General features: G+C 33.2%; 20 protein-coding genes. 2 read left to right on the forward strand and 18 right to left on the reverse strand.

The genetic code is table 11. The features are described from left to right. Positions 1 to 325 precede the first annotated feature (325 nt). The 10 genes from ccpA to HMPREF3267_RS04350 all read right to left on the reverse strand — a co-directional run bounded on the left by ccpA (position 326) and on the right by HMPREF3267_RS04350 (position 12,061). Positions 326 to 1,315, reverse strand: coding sequence for a catabolite control protein A (gene ccpA, locus HMPREF3267_RS04305; RefSeq protein ID WP_002458835.1), 990 nt, complete (start codon positions 1,313 to 1,315; stop codon positions 326 to 328). A 193-nt stretch (positions 1,316 to 1,508) separates the two neighbouring features. Then, positions 1,509 to 2,600, reverse strand: coding sequence for a bifunctional 3-deoxy-7-phosphoheptulonate synthase/chorismate mutase (locus HMPREF3267_RS04310; RefSeq protein ID WP_002458834.1), 1,092 nt, complete (start codon positions 2,598 to 2,600; stop codon positions 1,509 to 1,511). A gap of 205 nt (positions 2,601 to 2,805) precedes the next feature. Then, a complete protein-coding gene (locus tag HMPREF3267_RS04315; RefSeq protein WP_070866792.1) occupies positions 2,806 to 3,720 on the reverse strand; it encodes a Maebl in 915 nt (304 codons plus the stop codon). 108 nt (positions 3,721 to 3,828) lie between these two features. Then, the gene (locus HMPREF3267_RS04320; protein ID WP_062077751.1) at positions 3,829 to 4,299 is read right to left on the reverse strand and encodes a DUF948 domain-containing protein; all 471 of its coding nucleotides are present in this window, start codon (positions 4,297 to 4,299) and stop codon (positions 3,829 to 3,831) included. Between the two features lie 73 nt (positions 4,300 to 4,372). Further along, positions 4,373 to 5,686 (reverse strand): UDP-N-acetylmuramate--L-alanine ligase, encoded by a 1,314-nt coding sequence (murC, locus tag HMPREF3267_RS04325; RefSeq protein WP_037545500.1) that lies wholly within the window; start codon positions 5,684 to 5,686, stop codon positions 4,373 to 4,375. 23 nt (positions 5,687 to 5,709) lie between these two features. Then, on the reverse strand, positions 5,710 to 9,057 hold the full coding sequence (locus HMPREF3267_RS04330; protein ID WP_062077753.1) for a DNA translocase FtsK: 3,348 nt from the start codon (positions 9,055 to 9,057) through the stop codon (positions 5,710 to 5,712). A gap of 21 nt (positions 9,058 to 9,078) precedes the next feature. Next, complete coding sequence (gene ytpR / locus HMPREF3267_RS04335) at positions 9,079 to 9,675, reverse strand: YtpR family tRNA-binding protein (RefSeq protein WP_037540620.1); 597 nt, start codon at positions 9,673 to 9,675, stop codon at positions 9,079 to 9,081. A 25-nt stretch (positions 9,676 to 9,700) separates the two neighbouring features. After that, entirely contained in the window at positions 9,701 to 10,561 is an 861-nt protein-coding gene (locus HMPREF3267_RS04340; RefSeq protein WP_002458828.1) for a DUF1444 domain-containing protein, read from the reverse strand. A 94-nt stretch (positions 10,562 to 10,655) separates the two neighbouring features. Continuing rightward, positions 10,656 to 10,967, reverse strand: a complete 312-nt coding sequence (locus HMPREF3267_RS04345; RefSeq protein WP_002458827.1) for a thioredoxin family protein — start codon at positions 10,965 to 10,967, stop codon at positions 10,656 to 10,658. A gap of 14 nt (positions 10,968 to 10,981) precedes the next feature. Beyond that, positions 10,982 to 12,061: a M42 family metallopeptidase gene (locus tag HMPREF3267_RS04350; RefSeq protein ID WP_062077755.1), complete on the reverse strand. Its 1,080-nt coding sequence runs from the start codon at positions 12,059 to 12,061 to the stop codon at positions 10,982 to 10,984. 87 nt (positions 12,062 to 12,148) lie between these two features. On the opposite strand from HMPREF3267_RS04350, the gene HMPREF3267_RS04355 reads away from it, so the two are divergent. Beyond that, a complete protein-coding gene (locus tag HMPREF3267_RS04355; protein ID WP_002478017.1) occupies positions 12,149 to 12,469 on the forward strand; it encodes a PepSY domain-containing protein in 321 nt (106 codons plus the stop codon). 57 nt (positions 12,470 to 12,526) lie between these two features. On the opposite strand, the gene HMPREF3267_RS04360 is transcribed toward HMPREF3267_RS04355, so the two are convergent. From HMPREF3267_RS04360 to HMPREF3267_RS04395, 8 genes are all read right to left on the reverse strand, one after another. Then, the gene (locus tag HMPREF3267_RS04360) at positions 12,527 to 13,348 is read right to left on the reverse strand and encodes a YtnP family quorum-quenching lactonase (protein ID WP_002458824.1); all 822 of its coding nucleotides are present in this window, start codon (positions 13,346 to 13,348) and stop codon (positions 12,527 to 12,529) included. Between the two features lie 372 nt (positions 13,349 to 13,720). After that, positions 13,721 to 14,365: a tRNA (guanosine(46)-N7)-methyltransferase TrmB gene (gene trmB / locus HMPREF3267_RS04365; protein WP_002478016.1), complete on the reverse strand. Its 645-nt coding sequence runs from the start codon at positions 14,363 to 14,365 to the stop codon at positions 13,721 to 13,723. A gap of 68 nt (positions 14,366 to 14,433) precedes the next feature. Then, positions 14,434 to 15,225 (reverse strand): phosphotransferase family protein, encoded by a 792-nt coding sequence (locus HMPREF3267_RS04370; RefSeq protein ID WP_002492623.1) that lies wholly within the window; start codon positions 15,223 to 15,225, stop codon positions 14,434 to 14,436. A 360-nt stretch (positions 15,226 to 15,585) separates the two neighbouring features. Next, positions 15,586 to 16,431, reverse strand: coding sequence for a D-amino-acid transaminase (gene dat / locus HMPREF3267_RS04375; protein WP_002458821.1), 846 nt, complete (start codon positions 16,429 to 16,431; stop codon positions 15,586 to 15,588). Positions 16,432 to 16,433: 2 nt separating this feature from the next. Then, entirely contained in the window at positions 16,434 to 17,843 is a 1,410-nt protein-coding gene (gene pepV, locus HMPREF3267_RS04380) for a dipeptidase PepV (protein ID WP_002478015.1), read from the reverse strand. A 226-nt stretch (positions 17,844 to 18,069) separates the two neighbouring features. Continuing rightward, positions 18,070 to 18,474 carry a YtxH domain-containing protein gene (locus HMPREF3267_RS04385; protein ID WP_062077757.1) on the reverse strand — a complete coding sequence of 135 codons (405 nt, stop codon included), beginning with the start codon at positions 18,472 to 18,474 and terminating at the stop codon, positions 18,070 to 18,072. A gap of 24 nt (positions 18,475 to 18,498) precedes the next feature. Continuing rightward, the gene (locus HMPREF3267_RS04390; protein WP_037540621.1) at positions 18,499 to 19,188 is read right to left on the reverse strand and encodes a pseudouridine synthase; all 690 of its coding nucleotides are present in this window, start codon (positions 19,186 to 19,188) and stop codon (positions 18,499 to 18,501) included. Then, on the reverse strand, positions 19,188 to 20,834 hold the full coding sequence (locus HMPREF3267_RS04395; protein WP_002458817.1) for a putative polysaccharide biosynthesis protein: 1,647 nt from the start codon (positions 20,832 to 20,834) through the stop codon (positions 19,188 to 19,190). The genes HMPREF3267_RS04390 and HMPREF3267_RS04395 overlap by 1 nt, the downstream gene beginning before the upstream one ends. Before the next feature lie 558 nt (positions 20,835 to 21,392). On the opposite strand from HMPREF3267_RS04395, the gene HMPREF3267_RS04400 reads away from it, so the two are divergent. Then, entirely contained in the window at positions 21,393 to 22,652 is a 1,260-nt protein-coding gene (locus tag HMPREF3267_RS04400) for a BaiN/RdsA family NAD(P)/FAD-dependent oxidoreductase (protein WP_062077759.1), read from the forward strand. The last annotated feature ends 10 nt before the right edge of the window (positions 22,653 to 22,662 follow it).

Genomic DNA, 22,662 nt, shown 5'->3' on the forward strand with positions numbered 1-22,662 from the left:
ACTCCTGAGGGAGCAGTGCCAGTCGAAGACAGGGCTCCAACAAAGAGAAATACGAAAAGCATTTCGCCAAGCAAAGCAAGTTGGGGTGGGGCCCCAACAGATAGGCCTTCGAAAAGAAAGCCATCGGACAAAGCAAGTTAGGGTGGCTGAGACGGCATCCTAGGAAAGCGAAGCCATTCAATACGAAGTATTGTGAAAATAGAGAACAGCAGCAAGATATTTTCTAATTGAAAATGATCTTACTGCTGTTTTTAGGAATTTATATCCCAAACTCGCATATATTTTATGACTAGATTATATACTATTTTTTATTTTTCCACCAAAATTATTTTGTTGTTCCTCTATATTCAATTCTATGTGGCAAAATCACATTAGGTTCATCAATAGGCTCGTCATTCATATATTTCGTTAATAGGCGCATACCAACTGCACCAATATCATACAATGGTTGAATCACACTTGATAATTTTGGTCTAACCATCTCAACTAAACGCGTATTGTTAAAACTTACAATTTGTAAATCTTGAGGGACTTTCACACCTTTGTCTTGAGCACTATGCAAAATTCCAATTGCTTGCTCATCACTAATGACTAAAATAGCATCCGGATGATGGCCTTGTAACTGTTCAAATGCATGTACACCTTCTTTATAACTTTCTTTTCCAGTAAGATGTAAAGCATCGTCAAGTTTAAGTTGATGCTCCCTTAGAGCCTCGCTTAAGCCATCAAGTACATCATCTTGGGCCTTTTTCGAATAATCTCCACCAACAAGCGCAAACTTAGTTGCACCATTTTGAATAAGTTGTTCTGTCACTTCTTTGGCAGCCGATTTAAAGTCAATATTAACTGATGCAATTTGATCGTCTTTTCCATTTGTTCCCGAAACAACAACGGGCACTGATGATTGACTTATTAAATCTTTTATCTCATCTGAAATCGTACCACCTAAGAATATAATACCGTCCACTTGTTTACTTAATAAATTATTGAATATCTCTTTTTCTTTTTCAGGATCATTATCTGAATTAGAAATAATAGAATGATATTTGTACATCGTTGCAATATCTTCTATACCTCGAGCCAATTGTGAATAATAAATATTTGAAATATCTGGAATAATTACACCTACTGTTGTTGTACGTTTACTAGCTAATCCGCGAGCAACTGCATTAGGTCGATAATTTAAGCGCTTTATCACTTCATTGACCTTTTTACGTGTTTCTGGTTTTACGTTTTGATTACCGTTAACCACTCTTGAAACGGTTGCCATGGATACTCTGGCTTCTCTAGCAACATCATAAATTGTAACTGTCATAGCGTCCTCCTGTAAGCGGTTTATTTATTATTATATCGTGTTTTCATTTCATTTTCAAAGTTTAACACAAAAAACTTATGTATTAAATATGTTTTAATTTCGTTCACATATCTGTAAAAAATATTTACTAATTAAAATAAATACCTGCCATAGTGATTCATTAATATGACAGGTACTTGAATTCAGCTAATAACTATTTTAACTTTTTGCTATTATATAATTCAGAAAGTGGTTTAAGTTCGCTGTAAAATGCGTCAAACTCATCTAAGTCCATTTGTTGAGCACTATCACTCAATGCAACAGCAGGGTTAGGATGAACTTCGGCCATTACACCGTCAGCACCGACTGCTAATGCTGCCTTTGCAGTTGGTAACATAATGTCCTTTCTACCCGTACTATGTGTTACATCTACCATAACAGGTAAATGTGTACCTTGTTTAAGAATTGGTACTGCAGAAATATCTAATGTATTTCTTGTAGCTTTTTCATATGTGCGAATACCACGCTCACATAAAATTATATTTTTATTTCCTTGAGAGGCAATATACTCAGCAGCATATGTAAATTCTTCAATTGTTGCTGAAAGCCCTCGTTTTAGTAATATAGGTTTATTTGTACGACCAGCTTCTTTTAGTAATTCAAAATTTTGCATATTACGTGCACCAATTTGGAAAACATCTAAATAATCATCCGCAAGTTCAAAGTGAGCAGGATTAACGATTTCACTAACAATATTTAATCCAAATTTTTCTTTGACATTTTTTAATATTTTAAGCCCTTCTAAACCGAGTCCTTGGAAATCATAAGGTGATGTACGAGGTTTAAAAGCACCACCACGTATGAATTTTTCACCTTTTTGTTGAAGATTACGAGCTACTGCATCTACTTGTTCTTGTGATTCAACGGAGCATGGACCAAAAACAAATGATTTCTTACCATCTCCAATAATGCCACCATTTTTAAATGTTACAACTGTATCTTCTGGCTTTAATTTTCTTGATACATATAAATGTTTTTCATTTTCTGATTTTTGTAAATCTGTGGACGCTTTAAAAATTTCTTTAAATAACTGTTTAATTACATTATCATTAAAAGGACCTTGATTTCGATCTAATAAATCGTTTATCATCTCTTTTTCACGTTGTGGATCATAAACTCTCGTACCCTGTTTTAATTTTTCTTCACCAATTTTTTGCGCCAATTCCCCACGTTTGGACAACAAATCTAATATTTGATTATTAATCGATACAATCTCTTCTCTGTATGATTCTAATTTATTACCCATAAATACTCACCTCAAAATTCTGTTTTAACAATTAGTGTCACTTTAAAGCGATAAAATTATTAATATTAAACTCTATTTTAACAATTCTTTTTTTATTCTTCAACCTCATACGATCTATATTTTTAGAATTTTCTGATATTAATAACATAAAGTAAAAAGGTATCTCCATTATAACTTAATTATAGATGAAGATACCTTTAAATATTTAATCATTGAAAGTACGTTTATCAATTTTACTTTTAGCTTTTTCTACACGTTGTGCTTGTTTAGGTGTTGATTTACGTTCATTTTTAGTTGAATTATCCTGCTGAATCGACTTTTCTTCATGCGTAATTACGCCATTATCAAAATGTGCTGACTGATGCGTTTGTTGGTCTTTAATTTGTGCTTCTGGTTGATTTATTGAAGGCTTTGTAACTAAATTTGGAACACGTTCAACTTTCACAAATTTTAATTCTGGTTCAGTTAATAGCGCTTTTGTTTTAGCCGTAACAGAGCTATCTTGTTCCATTTTTTGAGCTTTGCCTTTTGCTGCTTGTGCTAAACGCTGTGCTTGATTATTTGCCATCATCTTTTTTGTTTTATTAGAAGGCGCTTTTAATGTATCGTTTGTTTCGTGTTTTATTGCTTGTTGCTGTGCTGCTATTTCTGTGGCACTCGCTTCTTTTTTATTCTCTTCTTTTGCTTCTGCTTTAGCTTGTTGAATCTCTTGTGCTTCTGGTGAATCATCTTTTAATGTATCATTTACTTCTTCTTTAATAGCTTGTTGTTGTGCTGCTATTTCATCTGGTGAAATACTATCTTGTTGTTTAAAGTCTTCTATCTTGCTTTTTATAGCGTTAAAATTCGTTTCAGCTTGTTCTTTTATATTAAGATATTTCTGTTCTAATTCTTGTTCTTTCTTTTTAAGTTCATCTATTTTTTCAAAACCTTTATTTTTATATAATAGACCAATCGTTGAACCAATAATTGCGCCAGTAATAAAACTTACTACAAAGTCTTTTCGTTTTGGAACTTCATTAGAATAGGGCGTTAAATTTTGATGTTGGTAACTATCATGAGATAAAATATCACCTGAATGTGTATGTTCAAGTGGTTGTTGATTAAATTTTTGACTCATTGTAACTCCTCCTATAACAAATGCACTTAAACAGGTACAAACCTCATTTAAGTGCATGAAATTACATCTTATTAAAAAGTTTTCTCTACAAAAGTTAAGCAGCTTTATTTAATGGATTTTAGTGTCATCAGCTACAGAACTTGTTTTGTAGTTTGAACTTTCTCTACGATAGTGTCTGTTTTGCCATTTATCTGCAATTTCCATTGCAACATTGGACCATTGCACTACTTGAGAAATTTTATCTTCATTTTGAGAGATATTGTGAGTAATTGAATTTGTCACTTTATCAATTGAGCCATTTAAATTTTGAACAGAATCGCCAATACCTTTAACAGCATCAACAACAGAATTTAAACGTTCAACTTTACCTTGGATATCCTCTGTTAAACGATTTACTTTGTGAAGTAAATCTGTAGATTCACGTGTAATACCTTGAACTTGGCCTTCAACACCATCAAGAGTTTTTGCTACGTGATCTAAATTTTTCTTAACTGAGATTAACACAACAACTACACCTATACATAAAATTAAGAATGCAATTGCAGCGATAATTCCAGCAATTGGTAAAATCCAATCCATTAAAAACGCCTCCTAAATACCTATTAAAAATGTCATTAGTATTAAATACCCATGAGAATAATGTATAAACATATTAAAAATTATTTGTTATACCTAATTTGTGTTCGTATGCACGTTGTATTTTTTGTATATCACCAGCGCCCATAAATAAAATCACAGCATTATCAAATTGTTCTAATATGTCAATATTATTTTCGTCTATTAATGCAGATCCGTCAACACGTTTGATTAAATCTTGAATCGTTAAGTCTCCTGTGTTTTCTCGAATAGAACCAAAGATTTCACATAAAAAGACATGATCAGCCTTGCTTAAACTATCAGCAAACTCATTTAAAAATGCTTGTGTTCTAGAAAACGTATGCGGTTGAAAGACTGCAATGACTTCTTTATTTGGATATTTCTTTCTTGCTGTTTCTATTGTAGCACTAATCTCTCGTGGATGGTGTGCGTAATCATCAACTAATATTTGTTGATCATATTTAGTTTCATTAAACCGACGTTTGACACCACCAAATGTTTCAAGTGCTTCTTTAATATTTGCAACATCCATATCTTCTAAATAGCTAATTGTTATTACTGCAAGCGCATTTTGAATATTATGATTGCCATATTGTGGTGTTAAGAAGTGATCGTAATATTTGCCATTGATGTATACATCAAATTCAGTACCTTTATCAGTAATTTGAATATCATTGGCATATACGTCATCTTTATCACTTAAACCATAATAATATATTGGGATATCCACGTTAAGTTTACGTAAATGTTCATCGTCCCCCCAAGCTATAATTGCTTTTTTTACATTATTAGCCATCTCTTGAAATGCATCAAAAACATCTTCTACATCTTTAAAATAATCAGGATGATCAAAATCGATATTTGTCATAATAGCATAGTCAGGACGATAGCTTAAAAAATGTCGACGATACTCACATGCCTCAAAAGCAAAGTAGTCGCTTTGAGGTATTCCCAAACCTGTGCCATCTCCAATTAAAAATGATGTCTTTTTATCACCATTCATGACATGTGATAACAATCCAGTTGTTGATGTTTTCCCATGTGCGCCTGTAACAGCCACAGAGGTATATTGATCGATAATGTGACCAAGGAAATCATGATATTTAATAACGTCTAGTTTTAAATCATGCGCTCTAACAACCTCTTCATGAGTGTCTGGAAAAGCGTTTCCCTGTATGACTACCATACCCTCTTTTATATTTTCTGCACTAAAAGGTAATATTTTTATGCCTTTGTTTTTTAATGCTACTTCAGTAAATACATATTTTTCAATATCAGACCCTTGAACTTCATGTCCTAAGTCATGCATGATTTGCGCTAAAGAGCTCATGCCAGCGCCTTTTATACCAACAAAATGATAATGCGTCATATCACTTATACTCCTTTATTCATTTAATTATTTGTTATATCAGCTTCTGTTATCAATACATCTCTAGGTTTAGAACCATTTGCTCCTGTTATATAACCTAGTTGTTCTAATTGATCGATAATTCGTGCTGCACGATTATATCCAATTTGGAAATGTCGTTGAATTAATGACGTTGATATATGACCTTCTTTTATCATAAATTCACATACATCCTCAAATAATTCGTCTTGAGCTTGTGATTGATTTTTCTTTAATAGTTCCTTTTCCTCAAATAAATAATCTGGTTCGCGTTGATGCTTAATAAAATCTACAACACCATCAATTTCATCGTCAGATACAAATGTACCTTGGACTCGAATTGGCTTGTTCATTCCACTGCCGAGATATAGCATATCACCATATCCGAGTAAACGTTCTGCACCACCACTATCTATGATTGTTCGTGAATCAACGCTTGATGAAACCATAAAGGCAATACGCGTAGGTATGTTAGCTTTAATCAAACCAGTAATAACATTAACTGATGGTCTTTGTGTAGCAACTAGCATATGAATACCACATGCTCTCGCTTTTTGAGCAATTCTAGCAATAGACTGCTCTACTTCTTGTGGCGCTATCATCATTAAATCAGCAAGTTCATCTATAACTATGACAATTTTAGGAATACGTTGTTCATAAGATGCTTTTTTATTAAATGCAGTAATATTTCGAACGTGATATTGCGCAAATAATTTATAGCGTCGTTCCATTTCTTCAACAGCCCATTTCAGGCTTTGTGTAGCGGCCTTAACATCTGTAATTACTGGTGAAACTAAATGAGGTAAATCATTGTACGGTGCTAATTCTACCATTTTAGGGTCAATTAATAGTAACCGCAATTCTTCTGGATGGTTTTTATACAATAAAGACATTAATATGCTATTAATGCATACGGATTTACCTGAACCTGTTGCACCTGCAATTAAAGCATGTGGTGTTTTAGCGATATCCATAAGCAACGGTTCATTATTAATTCGATTACCCATTGCTACAGTTAATTTTGATTCAGAATGCTTAAAATGCTCAGTCTCTAATATTGATTTTAAGTTTACTTTCGTGGGGTTTTGATTTGGAACTTCAATACCAACTAGACTTGTACCAGGAATTGGCGCTTCGATACGTATATCTTTGGCTGCAAGTGCCATTTTGATATCATCTTGCAATGCAGTAATTCTTGATACCTTAACACCCTTTTCAACAGCCAATTCAAAGCGTGTTACACTTGGTCCAACTGTAACATTCTTCACTTCTGCTGGCACATTGAAATAATAGAATGCATCATTAAGCTCTTGCTTTTTGCTATCAATCCATGTTTCATCAATTTCTTGTGGTTGAGCATCATTTAAAATATCTAAATCCGGCAACTTAATGTTCGGGCCTCTTCGTATCATTGTCTGTTCAGGTTTTGCAGTTATATTATTGTTATCATTCTTAGATTGTTTTATTTCACCATCAGGTTGTGTCGCATTTACATTTGCCTGTATATTAGTGGAATCGTCTTCTAAATCTTCATTTTGTGGATATATATCTTGACTTAGTTCATCAGTGTTTCTTTCTATTACGTTATGATTACTTTCATGATTTTTAGCGACATTGTTTTTGTCTAATGTTTGTGATGTCTGTGGAGTTAACTCTGGCACATTAACTTGTTTTTCTCGTCTTTTGGCTTGTTGATCCATCATTCTTTTTCTATCAGATGGTGTCATAACGACGTTAAATGGTTTAGAACCTAGCTTAATATTGTTCTTATTTTGTGCTTTTACAGCATATGTTGTGTCATGATTATGCTCTTTATTCGTTGCTGATTTTTTCTGTTGCAACTTAGTTGCGCTGTGTTGTGCACTTTGTTTTGAGTCGATGTCGTTATGCGACTCATGATTTCGATATGCATGACCTTGTTTAATTGTAGAACTTTCTCTATTATCACTGTTTGAACGCGTATTATTGTCATCAGCAGTTTTAGTCGAAATGTAAGCCTGCTCTATTTCATGATATTCTGCATCTGTAATGTCATTGTCTATCAAATGATCATCTTGATGTTTATCACTGTGTTGTTCTCTGTCTAACATATTTTTATGCTGTTCAGCTTCTAATGTTTCTTGGTCATCCGATTGCTGAATGTTATTTGAGCTTTTATCAGCAGAAACATCAGTAATGTCTGGCACATTAACTTGATCATCTGTTAATTCTTGAATTTGTTGAATATCATCTAAAGCTATTTCCTCATAGTGATAATCTCTTTTTTCATTGTTGTTATCATAATGAGTATCTTCGGAAGTATGCTCAGCTTGCCGATTATTATCTTTTAACGATGTATCGTCATTAAGCGAACTTTCACCCGTATAACGTTCAGCTTGTTTGGCATACATAGCATCTATGGCTTTTTGTATGTCATCATCTTGATGTTGTTTCTGCTGACGTTTATCTTGCAATGCCTTTTTAAATCGACGTTTTTGTAACACTTTGCGTTCTCTTTCTTTACGTATTTCTTCAACAATCTGAGAAGCATAAATGTTTTCGATATTTATAGTATTATTTCGTGCGGGTTGGCGTTTTTTTATAATATCATCGCGATGCGTTGTCTCATCATTGTGTTGACTTTGTTGATTCGTATTTTCAGCCTGAGTTGACTGAACTGGTTGCTGTGTATCTCTTTTAACTTCAGTTTGTTGTTTATCGTTATTTCGGCTTTCATCATCACGCTTATCATGCTCAACATCAGGAATGATACCATTTTCAATTGGACGTCTTTTTTTTGTTCCAAAAATAGCTGATGGAACTTCACTAGCTTTAAAACTATGTGCTTGATATGTAGGTTTCGCTTCATTTGCAGACGATTTGATCCGCTCAGATTGCAATTTAAAGCGTGGTTTAGTGCTTGAATAATGCGAATGCGGTGATGTTTGTTGTGTTGCATATGCTGATGCTTGTTTCTTTAATCTGGATTGACTATCTGCATGTGATTGTTCTTTGTGTCTGTCATCATGTGAAGATGTTGCGCGTTGCCCACTTCCTGTATAATTTCTATGTCTACGGCGGTGTGTATGTGCTTGACCAGTTGTGAAGTCAGATTGATATGTTTGTCGACGGCGATTATTGTTACGCTCATTAACGTTATCGGTTGATGAAATATCATCTTGAACTTCATTATCTGAAATATTCATAGGAAATCGAAATTTTCCTTTTGGTCTTTCGTAGATATCATTATTTTCAGGAAGTAATGAGTCTTCGCTATTTAATTGATGCTTTGAATGTTGACGACGCGTTTTACGAAAAAAGACATCACTATCTGAATGATTATTTTCGCCAAATAATTTATCGAACCAGCTCATATACTCACTACCTTCCTACTTTTATTCAAAAAATGCTTGTCCAATTTGGTAATTATCAGATAATACCAAGATGCCTTTCTCTTGTGGCGCATTCGGCAAGTTAAGTTCTTTCATTGAACATACCATACCGCTTGAATCAACACCTCGTAGTTGCGCATCTTTAATAACCATACCACTAGGCATAACAGCGCCAACTTTAGCAACAACAACTTTTTGCCCAGCTTCTACATTAGGTGCACCACAAACAATTTGCAATACTTCTGTTGCAACGTCAACAGATAAAATACTTAGCTTGTCTGCATTAGGATGCTTTTCTTTTGTTTTCACATAACCCACAACAAATTTTGGAGATAAATCAGCATCTAATTGATATGAATAACCAGCTTCTGAAATGACTTGTTGCAATTTGTTAAGTATTTCCTCTGTTAATTTAATATTACCCACGTCTTGAATATGAAAATAATGAGAAAAATTAAAAATATTAAAACCAACAACAGCGTTATCTTGTGTTAATTGAACAACATTTTCTTTGATTTCATAAGCAACGTCACCTTCAACAGGATTTATTTGTAGAAATGCCACATCTCCAACGCCTTTGGGATTGTAAAATAAATTCATCATTTAAAACTCCTCTATATCGCTTCTAGTATTCTTTATGATTAAACTTTTTTCTATTTGCTTCTAATCTCTGTATAACATTAGGATCTCTTTTTTGTTTGTTATTTTTACCTAAAATAAAAATCGGTTCTAAGTGACCTTTACTATATCCAAATGATAAGGAGGTAATAGGTACTAATCCTTTAGTGAAAAATTCCATCGTTAAATGAGCCATCACATCATAGCCAGTTTTATTTCTTATATCAGCAATGATAAGCACATCTTGATGTGGTACAGCTACAAGCATTTCACCTTCACACTGTTGTTCAAATTCATTAAGTAATTTTGTATTTAATATACGGCTAGCATCATAACCATCGTTTGAATTAATAAAATAAAATATATTACCTTTCACTTCGTCAGTGGAATAAGAACATTCAAGCTTACGCAAATTAAATAAAGACATTTCTTTTACTTGTTGTGTCGTTATATTCATTTGTTTTAGCATACTTTCATCAATTAAACGATAAGATTTGCCTAAGTCAACAGCGTAATAAACGTTTGTTTCAGCTGTATGTTTATCAATTACAAATGCACTTCCATCCTTAGTCTTTTTCTCAAAACTTGTGGAACGAATAACTGGCATGATATTTATATCAGAAATTTGGTCTAATCCTTGGTCCTGCATTTGTGAAATCGCCTCTGTAACATAGTAGACAATTTCATCAATAATTTTATTTTGTTGCTCTTCATACTTAGCAACTATGGCATTTAATTTAATCGTAACGCCTTTATGATTATCATTTCTGTAGATACGTAGAGTTTCTTCTTCACGATCAAACTTAAAATCAACGTCTAAATATTTTAATCGTTGCTTTAATTCGTCTCTCATCTTAAAGACGTTCATCTTTACACCTCAATTTCACACCATTTATTATTTTACAATAAATATAGCCTTAATTACAGAAAAATTAAGCGATGTTGACTGCTAAAATAATATTTTAACAATATTGTGCTAAAAATTCATCAATCTGGGCAATTGATTTGCGTTCTTTACCAATATATGAGCCTAACATATCACCATCTTTAAACACTAAAAAACTTGGAATTCCCATAATATCGTATTTTACACATAAATCTATAAAACGATCTCTATCTACTGAGACAAATTGAAATTGTGGATACTTATGCTCTAAAATTGGCAAATCTGGTTCAATGATTTTACAATCTGGGCACCACCCCGCAGTAAACTCAAATACGACATTACTTTGCTTTAATTTATCAAATTGTTGTTCAGATTCAAGTTGGATCATAATTTAATTCTCCCTTAAATTTCATATTGTAATTCATTAATTTGATGACGATCTAAGTTAATCACAGCCTCCATTAAAAGCTGTCGTGCTGAAAAATAATCTCTAATATCAAACACAGCATCCGTACTATGAATATAGCGCGCACAAACACCTATGACCGCAGTAGGTATACCCTGATTCGCCTTATGTATTTCTCCCCCATCCGTACCACCAGGTGACATATAATATTGATAATTTATCTCTTTTTCATTCGCTAATTTCAATAGATAATCTCTAAAAATTGGTTTTAAGATCATTGTACCGTCTTTAATTCGAATTAATGTCCCTTCACCTAATTCACCGGACAAACGTCCTTTGCCTTTTACATCATTAGCTGGTGAACAATCAACAACAAATGCAATATCTGGTTGAATCAATTCGGCAGATGCTCTTGCACCACGTAAACCTACTTCTTCTTGCACATTCGCACCAACATATAAATCCACATCTAATTCAACATCTTTTAATAATTCTAATATTTCAATAGCAAGGACACACCCATAGCGATTATCCCATGCTTTTCCACTAAATCGATATTCTGACAGACGTGATAATGTTGTTGCTGGCACTATAGAATCACCAATTTCAATACCGCGTTCACGGACTTCTTCAGCACTAGTTGCACCTATATCTAGTAGTAAATCATGTATTTTAGGTGCAGCTTCATTTCCAGTGCGGAAATGTTTAGGAATATTAGCTACAACCCCTAATATTTGATCACCTTGACGTGTTTTGATAGTTAGTCTTTGCCCTTGCCAAATATCATTGGCAACACCTCCAAGATTTGTAAAGTGCAGCAAACCATTATCTGTTATTTCAGTAATCATAAATCCTATTTCATCCATGTGTGCAGCAATCATTACTTTTTTAGCATTGGCTGTACTAGACTTTTTCACTCCAAAAAATCCGCCTAATTTATTCTCTACAAAATGACTAATATAAGGTGTCATTTCAGCTTTCATATAGGCTTTAACATCATTTTCGAATCCTGGTGCACCATGCAACTCAGTTAGCGTTTTTATGCGTTGCAATGTGCGATTTTGTTCAATCTCCACAAGAATCACGCTCCTTGATAGTTATTATATCATGTTAAATATGGTAAACTAAATTTATGAACTATTGATTTTGAGGTGCATTTTAACATGAAAGACATAAATAAAAAAATTTTAATTTCGCTAATTGTCCTTTTCACACTAATGTTAGTTACCCTACCTGTTCTTTTCTTAATATTAACACGTCAAAAACTCAAGCATCCTAATCAAGTGTTAAATGAGGTTAAGTCTTATTTTAGAAATGTTAAAGGTTCCTACATATTAGAAACACCATTAGTTGACGACGCAAGTTACCCTGGGCGCTTTATATATCAAGGTGGTATCACCCAAGTTAAACATAATGAATTTACACAATATGAATTCTATGTCGATGCCAAAAATGGTGAAGTGTTAAACATCGTTGAACTTTAATCTACATCAAAAGTGGAAATACGCTAACTTTATAGTTATGTCGTATTTCCACTTTTGTCATCGTTCTATTCTATCAATTATTGTTTGTGGATTTGATTGAAATTTGCAAGCAAAATATTGATGGTCATGATAATATAAAAACCAATAGTTATGATAAATAAAATAAGGAATGAGTCTTTCTTTCGCTCTAATTGATTCCATAGGATAATCATCATATGCGGACACCCACAGTGGATTTAAATGAGCATGAGTTGGAAAAATATCTGACATATGCACTGCGCTTTCACCATTGCTCTTTATTGTTACAATAGATAGGCCATTGCTATGACCTCCAACATGATGCATTTCAATACCTGGGAGCACTTCAATAGTATCTTCAAATAAAATAACATTCTGATCGTAGTCCCCCTGATTCTTCTTCCAATATGTCGCTTTACTTCGCAAGTTAGGACTAAGAAATTCATGCCACTCATCTTGCTGTATAATATGCATAGCATTTTTAAATATGGCATTGCCATCACAATCTGATAATCCAGCTGCATGATCAAAATGCATGTGGGTCATTAATACATAATCAATTTCATCCGTAGTTAAATGAAACTGCGATAAAGCCTTTTCAATATTGCTTTCATAATCAACGCCATAATTTTTAATTTGTTTTTTTGTTAACTTGGCATTGCCTAATCCTGCATCGATAATGATATTTTTTTCTCCAGTCTGAATAAGTATAGGATATGTAACAAGTGGAACTTGGTTATTATTATTAACACTATACTTTTTAGACCATAACGGTTTAGGTACTACACCAAATATAGCTCCACCATCCATTTTAGTTATACCGCCATTTAGCTGATTAATCATAAATTCGCCTAATTTCATATATTTCTCTCCTTTAATATGAAAAGCTGATTTATTTTTGTATACCCTATTTAGGTAACTTTATGTTCATGAAAGAAACTTGTTATACAAGGTCGACTTACTGTGCTTGGTGAAATGCTTTTCGCATTTCTCTTTGTTGGGGCCCCATCCCCCAACTTGCTTTGTCTGTTGGCTTTCTTTTTGAAAGCCTATTTGTTGGGGCCCCTGTCTTCACTTGTCTTGTACTCCAAAGTGTCTTGCTAAAATACGTCTCATTGATATGTAATTTTACATCAACATATTTAAAAAAGGCAGTTTCTATATTATTTCAATAGAAATTGCCTTTTTTTATTTGTCCAACAACTTTATGTCACAGACTCATCATCATTTAATTTATAAATCTTGATGAAATTTAGCTTCCATGCGATATATACGAGATCCTTTATCTGCAAATTTCTGTTCATATTCTGTAAGAACATTATCTTCATTATCTTCTTCATGCAAGTTCAAATTTATTTTAGTAAAGTACATGCCAAACGTTGACATGCTTTCTAAACTATATGCAAATAATCCACGATTATCTGTCTTAAAATGAATTTCTCCATCTTTAACTAAAATTTGTCTATATAGTGCTAGAAATGTCTTATATGTTAGTCGCCTCTTTGCATGACGATTTTTAGGCCATGGATCTGAAAAGTTTAAATATATACGAGACACTTCATGAGATTTAAAATAATCGGTTAATTCTATGGCATCGTTACATATCATTTTGACATTTGTTAGTCCTAAATCTTTCACTTTATCTAGTACTTTGTACATCACACTTTTTTCTCGTTCCATAGAAACGAAATTAATTTCAGGATGTTGTGAAGCTATGGTAGTTATAAATTTCCCCATGCCAGAACCAATTTCGATATAGATGGGTTGTTTTTTGTCAAACCATTCTGATATATGTCCCGCATGTCTACCATCCATATCAACTAAATCTGGATGCTCTTTTAAATAATCTTCTGCCCATGGTTTATATCGAACTCTCATGCTTATCCTCCTTATATAAAAAATTGAGACTGTAAGTAGCTACATTTCTGCAACTACTTATCAGCCTATTAAATAAATAAATTACTATTCATAACTTCATTAAGAAACTTCAACCAAGTATTCATATCTTTAAAACGCTTCTGTTCTTCATACCATTGCACCATGCCGATGGATTGTATGACCGTATACCATTTCATGCGTTTATTTAAATCAAGACTTTCTTGTTCACCATAAATTTTGAACCATTGAGACCATTTTCTTTCGGGAACGTAGTTGTAAAGCAACATACCAATATCAATCGCAGGATCTGCAATCATTGCACCTTCCCAATCCACTAGAAAAAGTTCATCCCTATCTGATAATAACCAATTATTATGGTTAACATCTCCATGTACGACTGTAAAAAAGCGAGCATCTAAATTTGGAATATGTTCTTCTAAATAAATAAGCGCTTTTCTCACAATATGATGGCTTAATACTTCCCTGGATAAAGAGGCGTTAATTTTGTTCAACATGATTGCTGGTGTAATTGGTTCCATTTCCATGCGTTTCAACATCGTTAGCAAGGGTTTTGAGCTATGTATTTTTTTCATTAGCTGAGCTACTCTCGTCTGTGCCATTTCAATAGGCTCTAACTCTCTGCCGTTTTTCCAATGCTGAGCTGTAACGACTTCTCCTGTCTCAATACGTTTTGTCCAAACAAGTTTTGGGACAATTCCTTCAGCTGATAAAGCTGCGATAAATGGATTTGAATTTCGTTTTAAGAAAAGCTTTTGTCCGTCTTGTTCTGCCATATAAGCTTCGCCTGAAGCACCACCTGCAGAATCAAGTGTCCACCCTAATTGATAAAACTGCTCCAACACGTTCACCTCACTTCCAATTAGAAAATGGCTCTAGAAAGAAGTTTCAAGAGCCATATATTCTAATTTATACCAGTCGTATACTTCTAAAATACGCTGGTCATAATATAATCACTAGTAGTGTGTTTTATTATATTTTTTAAAATATTGTCCCGATATTTTAATTAAATTTACCATTTAGTTTTGTTATCACTCAAAGTAAATTTTATAATTTTTAGCCTCATTTTTCAACTGAAAATGAGAAAATAAAAGTCACATTTTACTAGTCATTTATACGTCCAAAAGTTAACTTTTGCTTAGGTCTTATTATAACACATTCATCTTAAATAAGTAGTTGTAATTTCATCTTTTCACAATTTATTAAATACTTTTTTCTTGAATGTATTTGTCGAAACCTTCTTGCAACTGACGTGTTATAGGTCCTACTTTACCATCATTAACCGCTTCACCATCTAATTTAATAATTGGCATAACTTCTGCTGATGTACTAGAAATAATCACTTCATCTGCATGTTTTAAGAAATCAACATCAAATGTTTCTTCAATAAATTGAATATTATAATCATCTGCAATCCATTTAATCACTCTGCGGGTAATACCATTTAAAATGTAATTATTAACCGGATGTGTATATATTTTGCCATCTTTAATCGCATACACATTACTTGATGCACCTTCTGTAACAGTGTCTCCGCGATGCTGAATCGCCTCTGTAGCATTATATTTAACCGCATATTCTTTTGCCAATACGTTACCTAGTAAGTTTAGACTTTTAATGTCACATCTTAACCAACGTATATCTTCAACTGTGACTGCACTAACGCCATTCTGTAATTCTTCATATGGGCGATCGTAACTTTTAGCAAATGCTGTAATAACCGGCTTAACTTCTGGTGTTGGAAATGAATGATTACGTGGTGACACACCACGTGTTGCTTGAATATAAATGCCACCAGTTTCTATTTGATTTTCTTTTAGTAACTGGCGTGTTATGTCAATAAGTTCTTCTTTAGTTTTGCCTAAATCTAAACCTATTTCATCTGCACTGCGTAAAAATCTATCAAAATGTTCTTCGACTGTAAATAATTTACCTTTATATGCTCTTATATATTCATAAATACCGTCACCAAAAACATAACCACGATCTTCATAAGATACTTTAGCCTCAGATTGATCTACAAATTTTCCATTTAAATATACCTTCATATTTATCCCTCCACACACAATGAATATATCGCTTCTAAGTAAATGCTTGTTGCGTCAAATAGTTGTTTTTTCGTAATATATTCATTCTTTTGATGCATTAAATCTTCAGAATCACTGAACATTGCCCCAAATGCAACACCTTTATCTAAATTGCGCGCGTATGTACCGCCACCAATTGTATAAGGTTCTGATAAATCGCCAGTTTGATTGCGGTAGGCAGTTACAAGCTTTTGAACAAACGGATCATTTTTATCTACAAAATGTGGTTGCTGTACCTTTCCTAAATCTACGTCAAATCCAAGTGATTTAATTTCATCTTCAAAGCGGTGAATTGCTTCTTCAAATTCAAATCCTAATGGATAACGTAGATTAACACCAAAACGCCCTGCATGTTCATTATCATATTCAATAATTCCTACATTGGTTGTTACATCACCCATAATATCAGTGTGGAATTTCATTCCCATTTTTTCACCAAAATGAGATTCAAATAAATAACGATTACTAAAGTCTACAAAATCTTTTGCTGTTTTGTTTAAGTTCAATGAGCCTAAAAAATGTAATAAATGTAAACCAGCATTCACGCCTAATGATGGATCCATACCATGAACTGCTTTACCATTAACAGTTAATTGTAAAACGCCACTATCAACTGTGCTATCACCCGTTAGTTTATGTTCTTGTAGATAATGTTCAAAGTGTTGAATTACATCTGTCATATTTTCTTTAACAAATACCTTTGCTTCTGCAAAATCAGGTACCATATTATAACGTTGGCCTGATTTAAATGATAACAATTCATAATCAGGTTCATCTTGATCATCTGATTTCAATTGCTGTACTAAATCAAACGTTGTGATACCCTTTTCACCATGGATAGCAGGAAATTCAGCATCAGGTGCAAAACCAAGTGTTGGCATTTCTTCTGTTTGGAAATATCTTTCAGTACACTTCCAATCAGACTCTTCATCTGTACCAATAATCATATGAATACGTTTTTTCCAATCAACATTCATATCATTTAAAATCTTAATAGCATAATAAGCTGCAATCGTAGGTCCTTTATCATCGAGTGTTCCTCTTGCTATAATGGCATCATCAGTCACAACAGGTTTAAATGGATCTGAATTCCAGCCATCTCCAGCAGGTACAACATCAACGTGACATAATATCCCCAATACATCATCGCCTTTTCCTGCTTCAATTCTTCCAGCGATATGGTCAACATCATGCGTAGCAAAACCATCTCTTTGAGCAATTTCATACATGTAATCTAATGCTTTTCTAGGTCCTGGGCCAACTGGTGCGTCCTCAGATGCTAGACTATCATCACGAACACTTTCAATTGAAAGCAGGCCGTTTAAGTCATCTATTATTTTACTTTCATATTCTTGAACCTTTTCTTTCCACATTTAGATCAACTTCCTTTTTTAATTTATATTTTCTATTCTACATAATTTATGCTATAAATTACAGTCAGATCTAAGAAGAATTACAAAATGTTCAGACAATTAGAGATTTTGGCAGTTCATTATTTAATTTTTGGCTTATTAAATGAATCATTATTTCACTAATAAAACAGAAAAATACACATCCAGCAATGCCGAATGTGTATTTTTCTATTTTAATGATACACTTTTATTTGTTTCGATTATTTTTTAAATCTTCTTCTGTCACTACACGTAAATTATTTGATGCTGATCCACCTTCATCATCAAATTTCACTTCTTCAAGTTCCTTTTGATTATCTTTTTTAGAAGTTAATTTAGATTTTTGTTCTTGAATAAAGCCTTTTGGATCATTTTTTATTTTATTCATGTATGCTTGTGGATTGTTCTTTACATCTTGAATTTTGTTTGTTGCTCTAGATCCAAGGTCATTTGCGATTCCTTTTGCATTTTCCTTGTAGCTTTCTGGATCTTCTTTGTATTTATTGTATTCTACCTTTAATTTGTCACGGTTTTCTTTTCTAGACAATATCACAGCTGCTGCCGCTGTTCCTAAACCTAGTATTACTCTGAAAAAACCTGCTTTTTTAGCCATGTAAAACACCTTCTCTTTCGAATATTATTTTAATTGCTCGATATCGGTTTGCGTTAATACACGATATTGACCCTCGTCCAACTCTTCATCTAAACGTAGGTTAGCAATTTGTATGCGTTTCAATTCTAATACCTCATTTTCAATGCTATGAAACATTCTTTTTATTTGATGATATCTTCCTTCATATATAGTAACCTTTGAGTGGTAGTCATCAATTATGGTTAGTTCAGCTGGTTTTGTCAAACCATCAGACAACATCACACCTTGTTTAAACATATACTGATTATCTTTAGTCACTGGATACTTAGAAGTTACTAAATATGTCTTAGCTACATGCTTGTTGGGGTTCATCAAATTGTGGCTAAATTGACCATCGTTAGTGATGAGTAATAAGCCCTCAGTATCTTTATCTAACCGGCCTACTGGAAATAGATCTAAATATTTATAGTCTTTTATTAAATCAATGACTGTTGCCTGTTTAGGGTCTTCGGTGGCTGAAATATAGCCTTTAGGTTTATTCAACATCAAATATACCGTTTCAACATAATCTATTTGATGACCATGAATTTGAACAACATCATGATGTGGATCGATTTGAGTTTTAGCAGATTTTTCTACTTTTCCATTAACCGTCACATTCCCCTTTTTTAAGGATTGCTTTACTTCTGTTCGCGTACCTTGACCCATATGTGCTAAAAATTTATCTAGTCTCATCATCTTAAAAACCCGATTCTATTACGTACTTTTTGAGCTACATCACCTAAAAATTCATCAGCTAATTTTGTTTTAATTGTTGCAAAGCCGTAAATCATTGCGCCTATTAAAACACAGACTAAGAGAATGATCAGTGCATAGAGTTTACGCTCAACAGGTAAGAATTGTGTCAATAATAAATATGTTAACTCAACGCCAATCATCATGATAAAGCCATAAATAAATATTTTAGCAAAGTGAATAAACGTTTCGGTAAATTCAAATTTTGCATAAACCTTTAAAATAACAAAGTTTGCAATATTAGCAGCTAGTAATGCTATTGCGGTACTCAATACTGCGCCAACTGTATGGAATGCCATAATTAAAGGAATATTGAGTAATAATTTTAAAATAACTGAGCCTAAAATAACAAACACAGTTAATTTCTGTTTATCGATGCCTTGCAACATTGATGCTGTTACACTTAATAATGAAATTAATATTGCTACAGGTGCATACCAGAATAAAATAAATTGACCATCGGGATTATATTGGTAGAACACTGTATAAAGCGGTGATGCTAATGCCATAATTCCTAAACTTGCTGGAACAGTAATAAACATTAATACACCTAATGACGTTCTTATTTGACGATGCATTTCAATTAAACGTCCTTCTGCATAAGTTTTCGTAATATATGGAATTAAACTCACTGCAAACCCAGCAGCTAATGATGTTGGAATCATTACAATTTTATTGGTTGTGAAATTCAAAATAGAGAAAAAGTATCCTTGTTTTTCAAAAAAACCTACTAAATCAAGCGCATTATTATGCGTAAACATATCAACTAAATTATATAAAGAAAAGTTAAGACTTACTATAACAAATGGAATACTGTATGAAATAATCTCTTTATACATTTGAGTATAAGTCACATTCATTCCTGTTTGGTCAGAAGCCACCATTTTATCAATATGTGGTTTCCTTTTACGCCAGTAATACCACAATGTTAATATACCTGCGATTGCACCAACTGCTGCAGCAATCGTCGCTATACCATTGGCTATTAAAATTGCACCATGAAATACATGAAGTACTAAATAACTTCCAACTAATATAAAGATAATACGAGCAACTTGTTCATTTACTTCAGACACTGCTGTAGGCCCCATAGATTGATATCCCTGGAATACACCTCTCCACGTAGCTAATAAAGGAATAAAGATAACAACAACACTAATCACTCTAATGATCCAAGTAATATCAGCTACAGACCACTCACTAGCGCTTACTTCTTTACCAAGCGTTAATGTAGCTATTTCAGGAGCAAGTGCAAATAGTAATAAAAATCCAATGATTCCGGTTATAAACATAACGACAAAACTAGATTTGTAAAGCTTTTGTCCAATTTTATATGCACCTAAAGCATTGTATTTGGCTACATATTTTGATGCAGCTAATGGTACACCAGCTGTAGCAACAGCAATGGCAATATTATATGGTGTATATGCATAGTTAAATGGAATCAAATTTGTTTCAGCATCGCCACCACCAGCGCCCATGATTGCATAAAAAGGAATTACAAATAACACACCAAGTATCTTTGTAATTAAAATACTGATTGTTATTAGAAAGGTACCACGTACCATTTCTTTATTCTCACTCATAATTATCTTCCTACCTTTAGTTTAAACTCTTCTTAAAAAGCTTAAATAATAATCAAGACTTACATTATTATAAAATATATCATAAATCGCACAACGTTTCCCAACAACTTTGTAAAATTTTGCGCAGATTTTATTTAATTATAGTAACTATAGATGCTCTTGTATTAGTTACACATTTATGCAAATCTTAAAATAATTAATTTTAAAATATGTTATTAACCAATCCTTGATTATATGAATAACGCATCAAAAAATAAATTTTATGGAGTCAGGGACATCATTATGTTTTGGACTATAAACTAAATATTGGCAGTAGTTGACTGGATTGAAAATACGCGTATACTAAACTTTTTTCAATCCTAGTCAACCTTGCCGGGGCGGTACTACGAATTCATGATAAATTCTGTCCCGCTCTCAATTTTTTCAGCTTGTTTGAATGTGAATTGACAACGTACACTTAATAATGTCATAAGCAATTGGGACATTGCAAATAATAATGTAGCCATATAGTGTAAGTGTCGTATACAATAGCAGTAGTAACTATTGGAGGATTCAACTATGTATCAAACAGTTATAATAGGAGGCGGTCCAAGTGGCTTAATGGCTGCAGTTGCAGCAAGCCAATCAGGACAACGTGTATTATTAATAGAAAAGAAAAAAGGTTTAGGACGCAAGTTGAAGATTTCAGGTGGTGGACGCTGTAATGTCACAAATCGCTTACCTTATGAAGAAATAATTAAAAATATTCCAGGTAACGGAAAATTTTTATACAGTCCATTTTCAACATTTGATAATGAATCTATTATTCAATTCTTTGAATCCCGAGCTGTTAAACTAAAAGAAGAAGATCATGGCCGCATGTTTCCCGTCTCAAACAAAGCCCAAGATGTTGTAAATGCTTTAGTTCAAACGATTCATTCTCAGCATGTCGATATAATTGAAGAAACACCTGTAACTCGTATTGAAAAATCAACAAATGATAGTTTTATCGTACATACCCAATCTAAAAGTTATAATGGCAAAACATTAGTGATTGCAACTGGTGGGACTAGTGTGCCACAAACCGGTTCAACTGGAGATGGCTATCGTTTTGCACAAGCAATGGGACATACGATTACCGAATTATTCCCCACGGAAGTACCTATCACATCAAACGAGTCTTTTATTAAAGAACAACGCTTAAAAGGTCTAAGCCTTAAAGATGTTTGTTTATCAGTACATAAGAAAAACGGTAAAATACGTATTAGTCACAAAATGGACATGATTTTCACCCACTTTGGGATAAGCGGTCCCGCTGCATTAAGATGTAGCCAATTTATTTACAAAGAACAGAAACAGCAAAAAACGCAACAAATAACAATGTCTTTAGATGTATTTCCAGATTTAAATAAAGACAAATTAAGTCAAAAAATTAATAAGCGTATTCAATCACAGCCAAATAAAATTATAAAAAATAGTTTACATGGTTTAATTGAAGAACGTTACTTAATATTTGCGTTAGAACATGCAAACATTAATGATGACATGACAGGACATCACTTTTCAAATCAGCAATTGCAACAACTTGTTGAAATATTTAAAGGATTTAAATTTAAAGTTAACGGCACATTACCTATAGATAAAGCATTTGTAACTGGCGGCGGTGTTTCCTTAAAAGAAATTTGGCCTAAAACAATGATGTCTAAACTTGAACCAGGTTTATTTTTGTGTGGAGAAGTCTTAGATATTCACGGTTATACTGGTGGTTATAATATTACTAGCGCCCTTGTGACTGGACATGTCGCAGGCCTCAATGCCGGAAGTTATTTATACCATTAATTTTAAGCTA

Origin of the sequence: Staphylococcus sp. HMSC62D11, assembly GCF_001839145.1 — a bacterium.
GTDB classification, from domain to species: domain Bacteria; phylum Bacillota; class Bacilli; order Staphylococcales; family Staphylococcaceae; genus Staphylococcus; species Staphylococcus lugdunensis.